Below are 14,911 nucleotides of genomic sequence, written 5' to 3'. Positions count from 1 at the left end.
GGCCAATCTATAAACTGCATTAACAGCAAACACAAATGTAACGTTCAAAGCACCTCTAACTCTGTCAGTGGTTGCTACAAACATTAAAAATAGCGGGAGACTATTCTTTGAAAACAATTAAAACCAAAATAAAACTGGGCGGCTTATTAGTTGCTTCGGCCTTATATGTAGGGCAAACGACAGCGATAGAAGTCAGTGACAAGGCCCATCAATTAGCCCAACAGAATATCATTATTGACTCACATATCGACGTACCCTATCGCGTTGAAAAACAATGGGTAGATGTCACTAAAGCCACTGAAGGAGGTGACTTTGATTATCCCCGAGCCAAGCAAGGGGGTCTAAATGCTCCTTTTATGTCTATTTATGTTCCAGCCAGTTTAGACAACTCAGCAGGCTCAACTAAATTAGCCGACAAACTTATCGACTATATGGAAGCTATCGTTGGCCGTGCTCCTGATAAATTTGCAATCGCCACCAGCACATCTGATGTAGAAGAACAATTTGCAAAAGGTTTAATCTCTTTGCCTTTAGGGATGGAAAACGGCTCACCTATTCAAGGTGACTTAGCTAACCTGCAACATTTCTATGACCGAGGCATTCGTTACATCACACTTGCTCACTCTCTGGCAAATCATATCTCTGATTCATCTTACGATTTACGTAGAAAATGGAATGGCCTTAGCCCTTTTGGTAAAGAGTTAGTTGTAGAAATGAATAACCTAGGCATTTTAGTCGATATTTCTCATGTATCAGATGATGCGTTTTATCAAGCCATTGAAATCAGTAAAACACCTGTTATTGCATCGCACTCATCATTACGTGAGTTTACTCCTGGTTTTGAACGTAATATGGATGATGCGATGATTAAAGCTTTGGGCAAAAATGGCGGCGTAGTTCAAATTAACTTTGGTTCTACTTTTGTTACTAAAAACGCCAATGCTTGGAGTAAAAAACGCGGAGCAGACCGCAAAGCTGCAGAAGAAAAGCTAGGTAAAGACACTGCTGAATTTAAGGCTTTTACTGACAAATATAGTAAAGAAAACCCTCTACCTTACGCCACACTTGATAGTGTTTTGGACCATATTGATCACGTGGTAGCGTTAATAGGTGTAGACCATGTGGGGATTGGTTCTGACTACGATGGTGTAGGTGATTCCTTACCAACGGATCTTAAAGATGTATCAACTTACCCAAACCTAATTCAAGGTTTACTTAATCGTGGTTATAGCGACAGTAACATCATAAAAATACTCAGTGGTAATTTTATGCGCGTTTGGAAAATTAACGAAGAATATGCAGCTAAACACTAGTAATTAAACTGAATTAAGCATAATACTCATCCCAAAAGCAAACCTATGACCAAGGCTTGCTTTTGGGGCAAAAATTAGGCGATAACAAACGTATTACGGCCGTTTTCTTTAGCCTGATACAAGCTATTTTCAGCCCTACCAATAATGGGGTTTATATCTAACGAACCATCACCAACAACCGTACCACCTACACATATAGTAACTATTTCTAAAGGCGAAGGCTGATGTGGAATACTCAAATTTCGAATGGTCTCTAGCAAGCAATTCGCAATATATTCGACACCTGCAGAGTCTGTATCTGGCAATACTAAAACAAACTTGTCTTGTTCCAAACGAGCCAAAAAATCTGTGGGCCTACGGGCAAAATTGGCTAAGGTTTTTGCTATTTTTTTTAAACAATTATCAGCTTCAAATTGGCCGTACTCTTCGTTGTATTGTCTAAAATAATCAATATCCACTTTTAATAAACCCAGTATAGTATTGTTTCTAGCGGCTAGCTTAGCCTGTTGAAAAAAGAAACCATCGAAAAATCGTCTGTTAGGAATACTAGTTAACTCATCAGATATTGAAAGATGTTTAAGTTTATCTGTTGAAGCTTTCATTGATAGAAAAGACATCACCCTATGTCTTAAAGTTTGTGTCGAAAACGGCTTAGCGATGAAATCAACACATCCCGCATCCCAGCACTCATCTTCGGATTCAGGGTCTGTTCTTCCCGTTATAAAAAATACTGAAATATCCTTGGTTGCAAATCTTCGTTTTAAGGTATTACAGGTTTCTAAACCGCTCATTATGGGCATATTGAAATCCATCAGCACCAAATCTGGAGCAATATTTTGACAAAAATCTATTGCTTCTAAGCCGCTAGAAACATGGTGTGTCTGATAGATACCATCCAGTGCTTGCATTGAGATGACCGCACTAAGGGGATCATCTTCAACTATAAGAACCAACATTTTTTTATCTATAAATTCGCCATCATCAAACATGCTAAAACCCTAAAAATCACAACTAAACTAAATACTCTGAACGGCAAATACCTAACAAAGTTAACTAATTATCGCCAAATACCTACACATACTATACTGCCTGCAGCACTTATAGTCACCTTGCCAACAGCCACACAATAATCAAGATAAGAATCACGCATATAGTTTGCCAAAACACCACAGGATCTCGTTCAATAAGCGGTGGTTTGGCTTTACTTAAAAAACGTTTACTAGGCTGGTTTAAATCGAAAATAAATTCTGATAGTTCTTGGTAACGTTTGTAAGGATTGGGGTGCAGGGCTTTTTTCAAGGTGTCATCTACCCAAGCAGGAATTTCTCGGTCATCATGTAATGCAGTTTGATATCGCAACTTATTTTGAGCTGTTTTAGTGCGGGCTTGAGAGACACTCGTACCGTAAGGCAATTTCCCTGTTAACATCTGATAAGTAATGACCCCAAGTGAAAACAAATCTGATCGCGGTGCCCCTGCTTCCCCTAAAAAGTATTCAGGTGCGGTATATTGCATTGTGCCTAAAATATTCTCATGCTCTATAGACTGAGTCATTTCCATCAAACCAGCGACTTTAGTAGAGCCAAAATCAATTATTTTCACCACACCCGACTTATCAATCATGATGTTCTCTGGACGAATATCTTGATGCAGCATTTCTAAGCGGTGAAACGCTTGTAATCCTGTAGCAATTTGCGCCACTATTTCACGGACACTTTGCAGACTAGGCTTAGGATTGTCTCTCATCCATTGGGTGAGTGTTTGGCCTTCTATAAATTCAAATGCTGTAAACAAAAAGTTTCGTTTACGAGTCACGTTGCAGGGTTTAAGTACATGGGCGCTATTGATACGTTTAGCTATCCACTCTTCCATTGAAAAACGTTCAAGATGAGCTGGTTCATCTTTTAAATCAATAGATGGAGCTTTTATCACCACAGGTAAATCAGAACCACTGATTAAGTCTTCAGCTAAATATACATGGCTGCGGCTAGTTGAGTACAAGACCCGCAAAATTTTAAAGCCATCAAATTCTTCTCGTACCTCCATCACAGGAGGAAAAGGTAATACTGTCAGTTCTTTAACACGCTCATTTACATCTTGACTAGGCAAGTTATCAAGTCTAACCACTTGTACACTTAGGTTATCATCACTGCCTTGATTCAAAGCATACTCCGCTATTTTTGCGGCGGCTTCGTCTAAGTTAGCTGCATTTTTCTCTACAAATTGGTACATTAGATTTTTATCTACGCACTCATATACACCATCTGTAGCAAGAATAAACACGTCCCCTTTTTCAACTGTCAGGGAATCGTGATCCAACTCTAACTGACTAAACATGCCCATGGCACGGCTGAGGTAACTTTGTTCACTAGACACCCAGGTACGGTGATCTGCTGTTAATGAAGCGCCATTACCATTTCGAAAATGATAGATGCGACTGTCGCCAATATGAAAGGTGTAAGCGGTGTTTGACTTGAGAATCAAAGCACTTAAGGTACAAACAAACCCTTTATTTTTATCAAACCTATGTTCACTCTTTTCGGTTTGAGAATGTAACCACGTATTATTTGCAGTAAGTACTCGTTCAGCAGACTTCTTAACAGACCAGGTTTCTGAAGTACAATAGTAATCATCCAATAAGCTCCTGACTGAAGACTCACTGGCAATGTGACTAACCTCGCTACTGCTAATACCATCTGCAATGGCAGCAACAATACCTTTGGTAGATAATTGAGGCTCAGTAGGCACCATCACACCATAAAAATCCTGATTCACCGCTTTGCGGCCTTTATCAGAATACTGCCCCACCGAAACAACTAATTGACTGGGCATGGCGTGAGGTTCCTTACTGTTTATACAAAATGTTAGTAACTTTTATAAGGTAAAAACTTACCTGTCATGGTGATTTTGACTCTATCACCTTTTGCATCTTCTTGACGGCTTAAGTCCATGTCAAAGTCGATAGCACTCATGATGCCATCACCAAACTCTTCATGAATGAGCGCTTTAAATGTAGTTCCATAAACATTGATTAATTCGTAAAAACGATAAATCAGGGGATCCGTAGGCACTGCTGTCGGCAACGAACCTTTATATGGCACCACTTGTAATTGCGCGACGGCTGTAGCCGGCAGGTCTAATAACTCACCTACTTTAGTCGCTTGCTCAACTGTTAAAGTCATTTGCCCTAATAAAGCAGCGGTAGTCCATTCTTTACTTTGACCCACAGCTTCAGCTAGTTGTGGCCAAGTCATGTTTTTAAGTTGTTTTTGTAAAACAATAAGTTCGGTAACTTCATTACGATTCATTACATCACTCTCTTATATTCAAAAATAAAAAATGATACCTGCTGACTAAAAACAATAGGCTGTTGAACTATAGCTAGGCCAGCAAGTACCAAAGGGAAACTTAAGCGCTACGCTTTTTACTTTCACGCACGTGGGTGTAGTAAATAGGTAAGCCGACTAATAAGAAACCACCCACTAAGTTACCTAGTGCAGTTGGGATCTCATTCCATATTAGGTAATCAGATATAGCAAACTCACCGCCCATGATCATAGAGAATGGGAAAAGGAACATGTTTACAATTGAGTGTTCAAACACCATATAGAAGAACAACATGATAGGCATCCACATTGCGGCCATTTTAGCGCCAGCAGAAGTAGAAATCATAGCACCAACCACGCCCATAGATACCATCCAGTTACACAACATGCCGCGGATAAATATGGTGAACCAACCTAGAATGCCCTGCTCTTTATAACCTAGGGTTCTTGATTCACCTATGGTCGCCACTTTTTCAGCAACGGCACCACCATCTATCTGGTAGCCGTAAGTTAAAATAAACGAAGCGAAAAATGCAGTCGTTAAGGCACCTGCAAAGTTTCCACAAAAAACTAATCCCCAGTTACGCAACATACCTTTCACAGTACAGCCAGGCCTTTTATCGATTACCGCAAGAGGAACCAAAGTAAATACACCTGTCAACAAGTCATATTTCATCAAGTAAAGCATGATAAAGCCTACAGGAAACAGAACTGCTCCAAGCAAAGGATTACCTGTTTTAGTAATGACAGTTATCGCAAAAAACGCAGCCAAAGCTAGAATGGCACCAGCCATAAATGCTCTAACTAACGTATCTTTGGTGGACATAAAAATTTTCTGTTCACCGGCATCTACCATTTTGGTGGCAAACTCTTTTGGTTCTAAGTAAGACATGTTTAATCCTCGTATTTTGATTTTATGTGTGATTTTTAAGCAAAAAAAACGTCCATAAATTCACTAGCGCTAGCTAATGAATTTATGGACGTCGTTATCCGTTGAATCTTTTATTTTAAGTCTTTATTGACTTTGATTCTAACTTCCACAAAGCAAACACTGGGCCAAAGGGAATTTCACACCAGAAATAATAAGAAAATACCAAATAAAAATAAGCACTTAAACGTTTTCTGGGTACAGAGATGAAACGTTGAATACCTAGTAGAATAAAAAGATGAAGATCAAAATTGTTCACATTCGCACCTCGACAGTGCGTAATTCAATCAAAATAGCAAAGAAACAAACCTCAATAAAAGGGAAAACAGAAATATTGCCCCAAAGGGTGAGGCAATGTTAGAAACTGCAAGCTTAAAGAGTTTTCACTCCTTCTCCGTCCATTTTATCTTGGGTTTTATTCTCAAAGTCACTAGCATCATTACGTTGGTGCAGTTGGCCTGAAGGCTCACCCCAAGTGCGGTTTACCATTTTCCCTCTTTTTACAGCTGGTCTAGCATCAATTTGTTTAGCCCAGCGCATTACGTTAGTGTAGCTTTCAACTTGTAAAAACTCAGCTGCATCATAGAGTTTCCCTAACATTAACGCGCCATACCAAGCCCAAATAGCCATATCGGCTATGGTGTACTCATCACCACAGATAAATTCCTTATCAGCTAATTGGCGGTCTAATACGTCTAATTGACGCTTAATTTCCATAGCATATCGATTAATGGGGTATTCGTACTTTTCTGGTGCATAAGCATAAAAATGCCCAAAACCTCCACCTAGCATAGGCGCACTGCCCATTTGCCAAAACAACCAAGATAAACACTCTGGCTTTCTAGCTGGTTCACTAGGTAAAAAGGCATCAAATTTTTCAGCTAGGTACAACAGAATAGCCCCCGATTCAAAAACACGAGTTGGAGGCAAGGTGCTGTTGTCCATGAGCGCGGGTATTTTTGAGTTAGGGTTAATATCAACAAAGTCACTACCAAATTGGTCGCCTTCCATAATATTCACTATATAAGCGTCGTACTCGGCATCTTTAATACCAGCCGCCAATAACTCTTCTAACATCACGGTAACCTTTACACCATTAGGCGTAGCCAATGAATGCAACTGTAGAGGGTGCTTACCAATGGGTAGGGTTTTATCATGGGTGGCACCGGCAATGGGGCGATTAATATTGGCAAATTTACCGCCACTATTCGCATCCCACGTCCAAACTTTAGGGGGCGTGTAACGTGTATCAGTCATAAATCATTCCTTATGGTGCTGTGAAGTAAACCAAGGTTTGCCACAGACAGGGTTATTTTAATATTAGAACGAAGACCCCAGCGAATAATTCCCTTAAACACACTATTCTTTTATTCCGTGAGCGAGAAGCGTAAATGCGTACTCTTCTGCTGAGTCTTTTAATTGTGCATATCGCCCAGTGTTAGCGAAGTGACCCGCGCCCATATTGATGCGCATCACCAGTAAATTATTATCAGTTTTTGTGGCTCGTAATTTAGCCGTCCACTTGGCGGGCTCCCAATAGGTCACTCTAGGATCATTGATGCCTCCAGTCACCAACATAGGTGGATAGGCTTTAGCTTCGATATTGTCGTAGGGAGAATAACTTTTAATGTATTCAAAAGATGCTTTACTCTTAATTGGGTTACCCCATTCGCTCCACTCCGGTGGCGTCAAAGGTAAGCTTGCGTCTAGCATAGTATTTAACACATCCACAAAAGGTACACCTAGCTTAACCGAACGCCAAAGTTCAGGCGCTTGATTCACCACTGCCCCCATTAACTCGCCACCCGCACTGCGGCCACTAATAGAAATATTACCTTTTGCCACATAGTGTTGCTCTATCAAAAACTGCGCTACATCCACAAAGTCATTAAAGGTGTTTTGGCGTTTAGTTAGCTTGCCATCTAAATACCATTGGAACCCCATTTCATCCCCCCCTCTAACATGGGCGATAGCAAACGCAAAGCCACGGTCGAGTAGACTTAATATGTTAGGTGAAAAGCTAGGCTCCATCCCATATGCATATGCTCCATATCCATATAAATACACGGGTTGGCTAGCATCTTTTTTAAAGCCCTTTTTGTAAACAATAGAAACAGGCACTGCAACACCATCTCTGGCAGGGGCCATCAGCCTCTCTGTGTAATATTGGGTTTTATCATAACCCGATGGTATCTCTTTAACTTTTCTGAGGGTTAAGGCTTTGCTTGTCATATCAAAGTCATAGACACTTTCAGGAGTGATCATAGACTCGTAAGCAATACGTACATGTTGCTGATTAAATTCAGGATTAAGGCTTAACCCAACACTGGCTACTTTTTCAGGAAGCGAAATATCATATGCAGGTTTATGGTTAGGCAAAATACTTAATGACTGAATACCTTTTATACTGTTAGATACGGCCACAAAGTCTTTAAATACTTGAAAGTCTTTAAGATAATTATCATCTGATCCTGCAATAAAATCTTGCCAGTTTTCATATTTAGGGTCGAGGTCACTCACCTTCGCGAGCCTAAAATTGGTATGGGTATCATTGCTTAGAAGGTAAAAGAAACCATTGCCATGATCTACCTCTAATAAGAACCTTTGTTCACGCCTACTCAGATACTCAGGGGCTTTCGTTAAATCATCTAAATCAAACACCACAGATTCAGTCGCCTCAGAGTTGCCCGACTTGATAACTAAATACTCACCACTACTGGTGGCATGAAATCCCAAAAAATACTCAGTGTCGTCTTCAGCCTTTAAAACACGGTCTTCTGGTTGTTCGTCGCCAAACGAATGTAAGTTCACGCTTTTAGCTCGTAATTCTTTTTCATCTAACAAGGTATAAATCAAACCATTATTTTCTTTTGTAAACAGCAGCGAGCCATAAGTATTAGAAATATTGTCTGTTAGATATTCCCCAGTGTTTAAATTCACAACTTTAACTGTGTATCGTTCACTGCCGTCTGTGTCGAAAGAATAAGCCAACCAATTATTATCAGGGCTAAACTTGATAGTGCCTAAATCAAAATACTCATACTCTTTCGCTAATCTATTTTCATCTAAAATAATCTGTTCTTCAGCACTATCAAGAGCTCGTCTTACCCATACGCGGTAATCTTCACCTACCCTGAAATACCAGCGATACTCATAGCCATTTTTTTGCCAAGGCACAGAGGTTTCAGCATCGCTAATTCGGCCCTTAAACTCTTCAACTAAACTGCTGACTAGGGCCTGATTCGGCTCTATGAACTTTGCATAGTATTGATTTTCAGCTGTTAAATAATCAAGTACAGACACATCATCTACTGTGGGATAGCCTTGATCTTTTAACCAATGATAGTCATCTGATATTTCTATTCCATGGTATTCGGCTTTGAAAGCTTGTTGCTTGGCAATTGGCGCAGGTATCGCTAATTGAGTCAATCGAGTATATGGTTTTTGCTCGGTTTTCTGTTCGGTCACTTTAATGGGCTCACATGAGAGAAATAAGACGTTAATAGCGGTGATTAATAACAACCATCTTGATGGGCGATGATACATAGTTTTATATCCTTATAAATTGTTCAGCTTGTATATGGAGCAGAGTATTTAAAAACAGCTCAAATCTACTTTACTCCATTCATAAAAAAAGCCCAAACAACAAAGTTTGAGCTTTTAGCAAATCTTACAATTGTTTCACTAAAGTTTAATTTAGTATTCCCACCACGACTGTTGCCACCATTCTAAGAACTCTTCAAAATCGATAGACCCGTCGTGGTTCTTATCAATTAAGTTAAAGCCTTCTTCTACATGGCTTGCTTTAGTTTTAGGTGATAAAACAGTTAATAATTCAATAAACTCTTTCAAGCCTATTTCACCATTACCGTCAGCATCAAAAAAATCAAACTCTTTACGGGCTTCTGCAATTTTTTCTGGTGCAAGTGGTTGTTCAGATTCTGTATTTAAAGACATAATTTCTTCAACTATTAATTCAATGGCTTAAGTCTAACGCTTATCACGAGTGAGTGTCTATGCACTATTGTGAACAAGAAGCAAAAAGGTAAATAAATCACCCTTCTAGCCGTTACTTTTCCCCATTGCTGTGCGCTGTGCACGGCGAGCTGCACCTTTTTGTTGGCGCCTTAACTTAATGGCTTTACGAGCCTCGGTCCCTAAATGCTCTTCTTTACGCTCTCGAGCTAGGTTCACTTGCTTTTCACGCTCTTTAAATCTCGCTAACTGTTCTTCACTGTGAGTACCAAAACATTTAGGGCAACTTACGCCAGACTCAAACTGCTCACTTTGTTTATCTTCTTCAGTAATAGGTAAACGACAGGCATAACATTGGTCATAATCACTTTTTTCTAAATCATGATTAACTGCCACACGGTTATCAAATACAAAGCAATCGCCTTCCCACAAGGTGTCTTCTTTAGGGACATCTTCTAGATACTTAAGAATACCACCTTCAAGGTGATACACCTCTTCAAACCCTTGCTCTTTCATATAAGCTGTAGACTTTTCACAGCGAATACCACCAGTACAGAACATAGCGACCTTTTTATTTTTAGCAGGATCTAAATTATCTTTCACATACTTAGGAAATTCGCGAAACGACTCAGTATTAGGATTCACTGCGTGTTTAAAGGTGCCAATTTCAATCTCATAATCGTTACGGGTATCAATTAACAATACCTCTGGATCTGAAATCAAATCATTCCAATCAGCAGGCTTAACGTAAGTCCCCACTGTCTTGCGAGGGTCAATACCCTCAACGCCCATAGTCACGATTTCTTTCTTTAACTTTACTTTAGTTCGATGAAACGGCTGGGTTTCATCTAAAGACTCTTTCACAGAAATAGGATTTAAACGCTCATCGGCATTTAGCCAATCAAGTAAAGCATCAATAGTGTCACGGGTACCCGAAACTGTACCGTTTATGCCCTCTTCAGCCAGTAGCAAAGTACCTTTGATGTTTTGAGACTCCATGAACTGAAGTAAAGGCTGGCGCAGCTCTTTGTAGTTTTCAAGAGAAACGAATTTATATAGCGCACATACAACGTATTTTGCATGTACTGAATTAGCGTGTTCAGACATAATATTACCTGCGGTTTGGGGCGTAATCCCAGAGCAAAAAATTAGGGTGCGGATGGTAGCTAATCTTTGTTTTTTGGTCAATGATCTAAGTCAATAACTAAGGGTTCTGTGGCTGAACCACTGGTTGCATGCGCGACGTTTATTAAGATTATTCAGTATGCTCACCAAACATTCGCCTTCTTTAACGTCGCAACCAAAAAGCCACATGCGGCGAGGCACATACATAGCGAAGAAGTCACAATAATGCGAATCATCAAGACACTCTGTTTTAATCACTTTCAGCGGTTAGGGCTAGTCAAGAATTAAGGCGTGACCATTGAATAATTTACCGCTATGGTGGCGCCTCTATTGTATTCTTTACCTTAAGTTTAAGTTGGCATAAATGATAACCACTATAAATAATAAGTTCGTTTTATGCGGCATTACAAGCGCCTTGCTGCTATTGAGTTCATGCAACCCAGCTGAGCCTTCAGATGATTACCCCGATGGGATTCTCTTTCAAAATATCGAAATATCAATTGATGATAGCGCGATACAAGTATTAACAGATCTCAGTTCCGATGGTGAAATTTATCTCTCAAATAATAACGAGCATCAATTTCTAACAATTAACAACAATGAGCAGTACCCGCTGCAGTTTATTATTAATAAGAACGACGGGGACCAGCAAGACAACATTACCTTTATAGAAACAGAAGCGTTAACGACAGAGATTCAAACTGATGATGAGTTTACATTAGTTTTCTCAAGAGCAAATGGTTCGACGCTAAAATCGGTGGCTTTTGTCCCAGAAGACATAACCTACATAACACCATTAGCTAATGACATTTATGATCATAACTCTGAAGATTTAGTTATCAGTTGGGAGAGTCAACCGATTGATGATACGCTATTTTTAACTGGCGACTGTGTGGGTAGAGCCTCTTTTGCCTTAACTCCAGCACAAACCTCTTTAACAATACCTGCCAATAGTTTACTTAGTATCGACGGTGATAACAGTCAATGTGAAGTTACTATTAGTTTGTATCCAATATCATATGGCTCCATAGACGAAAACCTAGCGGGTGGGAGCTTTAGATTACAAAAACTTTCAGCTTTGTCTATAACATTAACAAACTTACGAGAAACATATGATGAATAGCATTATCAGCACTACTTTAATTTTAGTTACCATTTTATTTAGTGCGACTTGCATGGCTGAAAATGAGACTAAACCTTGGTACGCAGGTGTTTCTGTTGGAGTGATGAATAATAAAGACACAGTGAATGACAAAGGAGCGATGTATGGTTTACTCGGCGGATATCATTTAACAGAATGGCTATCTGTTGAAGCTGAAATATCAAAACACAATACCGTAAAAAAACGGTTTGAAGACTCCTATTCAAATTTATATGTAGATTTTACACAAAGCAACGAGTTTGCATTTGTGGGTCTCAGAGCGACTAAACCTTTAGGAAGAATTTTTGGTTTTACAGCTCGTCTTGGCGCTGGATATACACGTTATAAGTCAGACTTCGAGCAAGAGACTTTAGTAAACATTAGTTCTGCAGTAGGCATGTCATGGCGCATCAAAAATTATAAGATAACCTATGAGATACAGCAAATAAAGTACCCTGAAGCCAACAGCCAAGAAGACAACTATTTAGGTGCAAATTTGTCCTTAAGGTATAACTTCTAAAATAATATAAGAGGGTATCCATGTTGGCTCGCCCTAAAAAGCAGTTTGTTTTCAAATTACGTAGCCAATACGCTTGGCTTACCTTCAGCTTCAAAGTCGCTAAGCAACTGGGATAGATTGATTTTAGCGCAGCTTACAAAGCTGCGCATTGCACCTCCTTTTAGCTATACCAAATGAAATTGGCTATCCATTCCTGTATTTCTGAGTGGAATGATTGCTTGGTAAGCATCACTGGAGTACCAATCTCGAGCACTTTGTTTATCTGGAAACTCAATCACAGCTTTCATGGCGTAAGGGGCATCACCATGCAAGCTTTCAATGGGACCTTTAGCAATAAATTGCCCTCCGTAGGCTTCTAATGTTTTGGCAGCTAACTGGCTGTACTCAGTTATAACGGTTTTATCTATTGGGTTTACATCAACTATGACTAATGTTTTCATTTTGCTATCTCTTTAGGTATTAGGTTGACACACCTTAACTTCACGCATAAAAATGAACAATAACCACAAAATAAACACATAGTTTAAAAATATGGACAATATAAAACTCGCACCATTAATTTTGATCTTTGTTGAAGTAGCCAAGAAAAAGTCGTTTACCGCTGCGGCAAAAAAGCTGGGCTTGAGTAAATCAGCTGTTAGCCAACAAATAAAACGCTTAGAAGAAGCAACAAGACAGCAGTTACTCATACGTAACACCAGAGGCTTAGTGCTAACTTCTGTGGGTAAGGCTTTATTGGCAAGAAGTGAGCTGCTAAGCCAACAACTTAGCCTTACCTTAACCGAGTTAAGTAGTGCAAAAGCACAACCATCAGGAAGCTTTAAAGTGGCTGTGCCGCCATTTTTTGAGAAGGGTTTTGTGGTGCCTGCCATAAGGCAGTTATGCTTGGAATTTCCGCTGCTAACCCCCGAAATAGTTGTATCTGGAACCTGGTTAGACTTAATTGAGCATAATTTAGATGCCGCCATTTTTGGTGGTCACATAGAAGACTCAAATTATAGAGCCTTGTCTATCGGAAAAGTGTCTGAAATATTTTGTGCGTCTCGTCGGTATATACAAGAGCAAGGTGAACTGACTAAAATTGAAAACCTATCAGCACACAAGTTTATCGCGACAGCTTGGCAACATGATGAATTGCAGCTATTTGATAACGCACTAGAAAATAAACACTTAGTAAAGGTTACTCATAGTGCAAAAGTGAATACCCTAGTGACAGCGCTAGAGTTAGTGGTAAATGATATGGGCATCGCGTTGTTACCCGAATTTTTAGTGCAGCCACATCTGGCAGAGGGCTCTATAGAGCGAGTAATACCAGATACCAGAGGCAGAGCTTGGCATTTCTACTTTTTACACAAGTACCAAGGTGAAAAACCCATACACCTCACACGGTTTTATGAATTATTTCGCTACTATTTTGCAAAATCCAATATATAAACAATAATCCAATTTCAAAGGGAGCGACTGCAGTGCCAACACCTATACCATCGAAGATAATGGCATTTGCTACACCAGCAGCACTCAACACATGGCTTCGACAAAACTACGCCACCGAAACTGAGCTATGGGTTAAAATATTCAAAAAACACACTAATGTGCATAGTGTCACGTGGAATGATGTCGTGATAGAAGCCTTATGCTGGGGCTGGATTGACGGCATCAAAAAATCACTTGATGAGCAAACCTATCTGCAACGTATCACCCCAAGATTATCCCGTAGCAATTGGTCTAAAAGAAATACACAGCATGTTGAACAACTAATAGCGACAGGGCGCATTATGGAGCCTGGGCTGGTTCATGTTCGAGCAGCGAAGGCCGATGGCCGTTGGGATGAGGCCTATGTGGTCAGTAAAATGGAAATACCCGAAGATTTTATAGCCGCACTAGATACACTCCCCTGTGCTAAGCGTTTTTACGACACCCTTAATAAATCCCATCGAAATACCATTGCTTACGGCCTAACAAGTGCCAAAAAGCCAGAAACTAGGCAAAGGCGCTTTACAAAATTCATTACTATGCTGACTAACAAAGAGAAGCCTTAATCAAGGCTGATAAGCGGGTAATTTAGTTTAGTTAATCTGAACTCGAACCCAGAAGGGTAAAACCGCTATCGCCTTCTACTACAAAAGCAAAATCTCAAAACACTGGGTAAAATGGGTGCCCTTGTTGTAACCTTAAGTGAAGAGAATAAACATTCAGCCGACAAACTTTCTTAGCGTGATTGACGCGCCTTGCCCCGTGTTCTTATTTAGCTCTTAGACGGGGATATCATCAGACGATATGTCATATGAAGAAAACTTTCTGTCTACCAAACCATATTTTTTAGCGCTATTACGCCAAGGTAAAATATGAGGAGCGTTAAGATGTTTTTCTAAACTATCTCTATCTGGCCACAATTCAGAAAATCGAATAAGGCCTTTATCAAAAGGGTCTTCCGCCACATCGTAAGCAATGCAGTTATCGTTCTTTTGAGTCGCTTCAACAAAGCTCTTCAGATGAGGTAACACAGACTCAATATTTTCTGGTGGAAACCTAAGTATTCCAAACACCGCCACTTTAACTTTCATTGAAACTCCAACATGTAAT

General features: G+C 39.8%; 15 protein-coding genes. 5 read left to right on the top strand and 10 right to left on the bottom strand.

The genetic code is table 11. The annotated features are described in order from the left end of the window. Positions 1 to 134: 134 nt before the first annotated feature. Positions 135 to 1,313 (top strand): dipeptidase, encoded by a 1,179-nt coding sequence (locus tag ABJE44_RS05875; protein ID WP_348113327.1) that lies wholly within the window; start codon positions 135 to 137, stop codon positions 1,311 to 1,313. 74 nt (positions 1,314 to 1,387) lie between these two features. Here the strand turns inward: ABJE44_RS05875 and ABJE44_RS05870 are convergent, their stop codons facing one another. The 8 genes from ABJE44_RS05870 to ABJE44_RS05835 form a co-directional block, all read right to left on the bottom strand. Next, positions 1,388 to 2,302 (bottom strand): diguanylate cyclase, encoded by a 915-nt coding sequence (locus tag ABJE44_RS05870; protein ID WP_348113213.1) that lies wholly within the window; start codon positions 2,300 to 2,302, stop codon positions 1,388 to 1,390. Positions 2,303 to 2,417: 115 nt separating this feature from the next. Next, the gene (locus ABJE44_RS05865) at positions 2,418 to 4,145 is read right to left on the bottom strand and encodes a bifunctional protein-serine/threonine kinase/phosphatase (RefSeq protein WP_348113214.1); all 1,728 of its coding nucleotides are present in this window, start codon (positions 4,143 to 4,145) and stop codon (positions 2,418 to 2,420) included. Between the two features lie 32 nt (positions 4,146 to 4,177). Further along, positions 4,178 to 4,621: a cyanase gene (gene cynS, locus ABJE44_RS05860; protein WP_133470086.1), complete on the bottom strand. Its 444-nt coding sequence runs from the start codon at positions 4,619 to 4,621 to the stop codon at positions 4,178 to 4,180. Positions 4,622 to 4,721: 100 nt separating this feature from the next. Continuing rightward, on the bottom strand, positions 4,722 to 5,531 hold the full coding sequence (locus ABJE44_RS05855; RefSeq protein ID WP_348113215.1) for a formate/nitrite transporter family protein: 810 nt from the start codon (positions 5,529 to 5,531) through the stop codon (positions 4,722 to 4,724). 408 nt (positions 5,532 to 5,939) lie between these two features. Further along, the gene (gene yghU, locus ABJE44_RS05850; RefSeq protein ID WP_348113216.1) at positions 5,940 to 6,824 is read right to left on the bottom strand and encodes a glutathione-dependent disulfide-bond oxidoreductase; all 885 of its coding nucleotides are present in this window, start codon (positions 6,822 to 6,824) and stop codon (positions 5,940 to 5,942) included. A gap of 102 nt (positions 6,825 to 6,926) precedes the next feature. Continuing rightward, complete coding sequence (locus tag ABJE44_RS05845) at positions 6,927 to 9,113, bottom strand: S9 family peptidase (protein WP_348113217.1); 2,187 nt, start codon at positions 9,111 to 9,113, stop codon at positions 6,927 to 6,929. A 150-nt stretch (positions 9,114 to 9,263) separates the two neighbouring features. Further along, positions 9,264 to 9,524: an EF-hand domain-containing protein gene (locus ABJE44_RS05840; RefSeq protein ID WP_133470082.1), complete on the bottom strand. Its 261-nt coding sequence runs from the start codon at positions 9,522 to 9,524 to the stop codon at positions 9,264 to 9,266. Positions 9,525 to 9,629: 105 nt separating this feature from the next. Continuing rightward, complete coding sequence (locus ABJE44_RS05835) at positions 9,630 to 10,649, bottom strand: rhodanese-related sulfurtransferase (protein ID WP_348113218.1); 1,020 nt, start codon at positions 10,647 to 10,649, stop codon at positions 9,630 to 9,632. Between the two features lie 382 nt (positions 10,650 to 11,031). On the opposite strand from ABJE44_RS05835, the gene ABJE44_RS05830 reads away from it, so the two are divergent. Together ABJE44_RS05830 and ABJE44_RS05825 are read left to right on the top strand one after the other, a co-directional pair. After that, the gene (locus ABJE44_RS05830; protein ID WP_348113219.1) at positions 11,032 to 11,790 is read left to right on the top strand and encodes a hypothetical protein; all 759 of its coding nucleotides are present in this window, start codon (positions 11,032 to 11,034) and stop codon (positions 11,788 to 11,790) included. Then, positions 11,780 to 12,328: an outer membrane beta-barrel protein gene (locus tag ABJE44_RS05825; protein WP_348113220.1), complete on the top strand. Its 549-nt coding sequence runs from the start codon at positions 11,780 to 11,782 to the stop codon at positions 12,326 to 12,328. The genes ABJE44_RS05830 and ABJE44_RS05825 overlap by 11 nt, the downstream gene beginning before the upstream one ends. Before the next feature lie 164 nt (positions 12,329 to 12,492). On the opposite strand, the gene ABJE44_RS05820 is transcribed toward ABJE44_RS05825, so the two are convergent. Continuing rightward, positions 12,493 to 12,768, bottom strand: a complete 276-nt coding sequence (locus ABJE44_RS05820) for a DUF1330 domain-containing protein (protein WP_348113221.1) — start codon at positions 12,766 to 12,768, stop codon at positions 12,493 to 12,495. Between the two features lie 91 nt (positions 12,769 to 12,859). Here ABJE44_RS05820 and ABJE44_RS05815 point away from each other — a divergent pair, with 91 nt between their 5' ends. Together ABJE44_RS05815 and ABJE44_RS05810 are read left to right on the top strand one after the other, a co-directional pair. Continuing rightward, the gene (locus ABJE44_RS05815) at positions 12,860 to 13,762 is read left to right on the top strand and encodes a LysR family transcriptional regulator (protein ID WP_348113222.1); all 903 of its coding nucleotides are present in this window, start codon (positions 12,860 to 12,862) and stop codon (positions 13,760 to 13,762) included. Between the two features lie 32 nt (positions 13,763 to 13,794). Beyond that, positions 13,795 to 14,367 (top strand): YdeI/OmpD-associated family protein, encoded by a 573-nt coding sequence (locus ABJE44_RS05810; RefSeq protein ID WP_348113223.1) that lies wholly within the window; start codon positions 13,795 to 13,797, stop codon positions 14,365 to 14,367. A gap of 213 nt (positions 14,368 to 14,580) precedes the next feature. Here the strand turns inward: ABJE44_RS05810 and ABJE44_RS05805 are convergent, their stop codons facing one another. Beyond that, positions 14,581 to 14,892 carry a putative quinol monooxygenase gene (locus ABJE44_RS05805; protein ID WP_348113224.1) on the bottom strand — a complete coding sequence of 104 codons (312 nt, stop codon included), beginning with the start codon at positions 14,890 to 14,892 and terminating at the stop codon, positions 14,581 to 14,583. Positions 14,893 to 14,911: the final 19 nt, after the last annotated feature.

The organism is Paraglaciecola sp. (genome assembly GCF_039942875.1).
In the GTDB taxonomy this organism is placed as follows: Bacteria; Pseudomonadota; Gammaproteobacteria; order Enterobacterales; family Alteromonadaceae; genus Paraglaciecola.
The sequence above is the reverse complement of the archived record's forward strand: the minus strand, read 5'-3'. Positions and strand labels throughout refer to the sequence as shown.

Bases quoted from the DNA above. Each gene is read 5' to 3' on its own strand.
- ABJE44_RS05815 (WP_348113222.1), top strand. From the start codon at position 12,860: ATGGACAATATAAAACTCGCACCATTAATTTTGATCTTTGTTGAAGTA.
- cynS (WP_133470086.1), bottom strand. From the start codon at position 4,621: ATGAATCGTAATGAAGTTACCGAACTTATTGTTTTACAAAAACAACTT.
- ABJE44_RS05840 (WP_133470082.1), bottom strand. From the start codon at position 9,524: ATGTCTTTAAATACAGAATCTGAACAACCACTTGCACCAGAAAAAATT.
- ABJE44_RS05820 (WP_348113221.1), bottom strand. From the start codon at position 12,768: ATGAAAACATTAGTCATAGTTGATGTAAACCCAATAGATAAAACCGTT.
- ABJE44_RS05830 (WP_348113219.1), top strand. From the start codon at position 11,032: ATGATAACCACTATAAATAATAAGTTCGTTTTATGCGGCATTACAAGC.
- ABJE44_RS05845 (WP_348113217.1), bottom strand. From the start codon at position 9,113: ATGTATCATCGCCCATCAAGATGGTTGTTATTAATCACCGCTATTAAC.
- ABJE44_RS05835 (WP_348113218.1), bottom strand. From the start codon at position 10,649: ATGTCTGAACACGCTAATTCAGTACATGCAAAATACGTTGTATGTGCG.
- ABJE44_RS05825 (WP_348113220.1), top strand. From the start codon at position 11,780: ATGATGAATAGCATTATCAGCACTACTTTAATTTTAGTTACCATTTTA.
- yghU (WP_348113216.1), bottom strand. From the start codon at position 6,824: ATGACTGATACACGTTACACGCCCCCTAAAGTTTGGACGTGGGATGCG.
- ABJE44_RS05870 (WP_348113213.1), bottom strand. From the start codon at position 2,302: ATGTTTGATGATGGCGAATTTATAGATAAAAAAATGTTGGTTCTTATA.
- ABJE44_RS05855 (WP_348113215.1), bottom strand. From the start codon at position 5,531: ATGTCTTACTTAGAACCAAAAGAGTTTGCCACCAAAATGGTAGATGCC.
- ABJE44_RS05865 (WP_348113214.1), bottom strand. From the start codon at position 4,145: ATGCCCAGTCAATTAGTTGTTTCGGTGGGGCAGTATTCTGATAAAGGC.
- ABJE44_RS05805 (WP_348113224.1), bottom strand. From the start codon at position 14,892: ATGAAAGTTAAAGTGGCGGTGTTTGGAATACTTAGGTTTCCACCAGAA.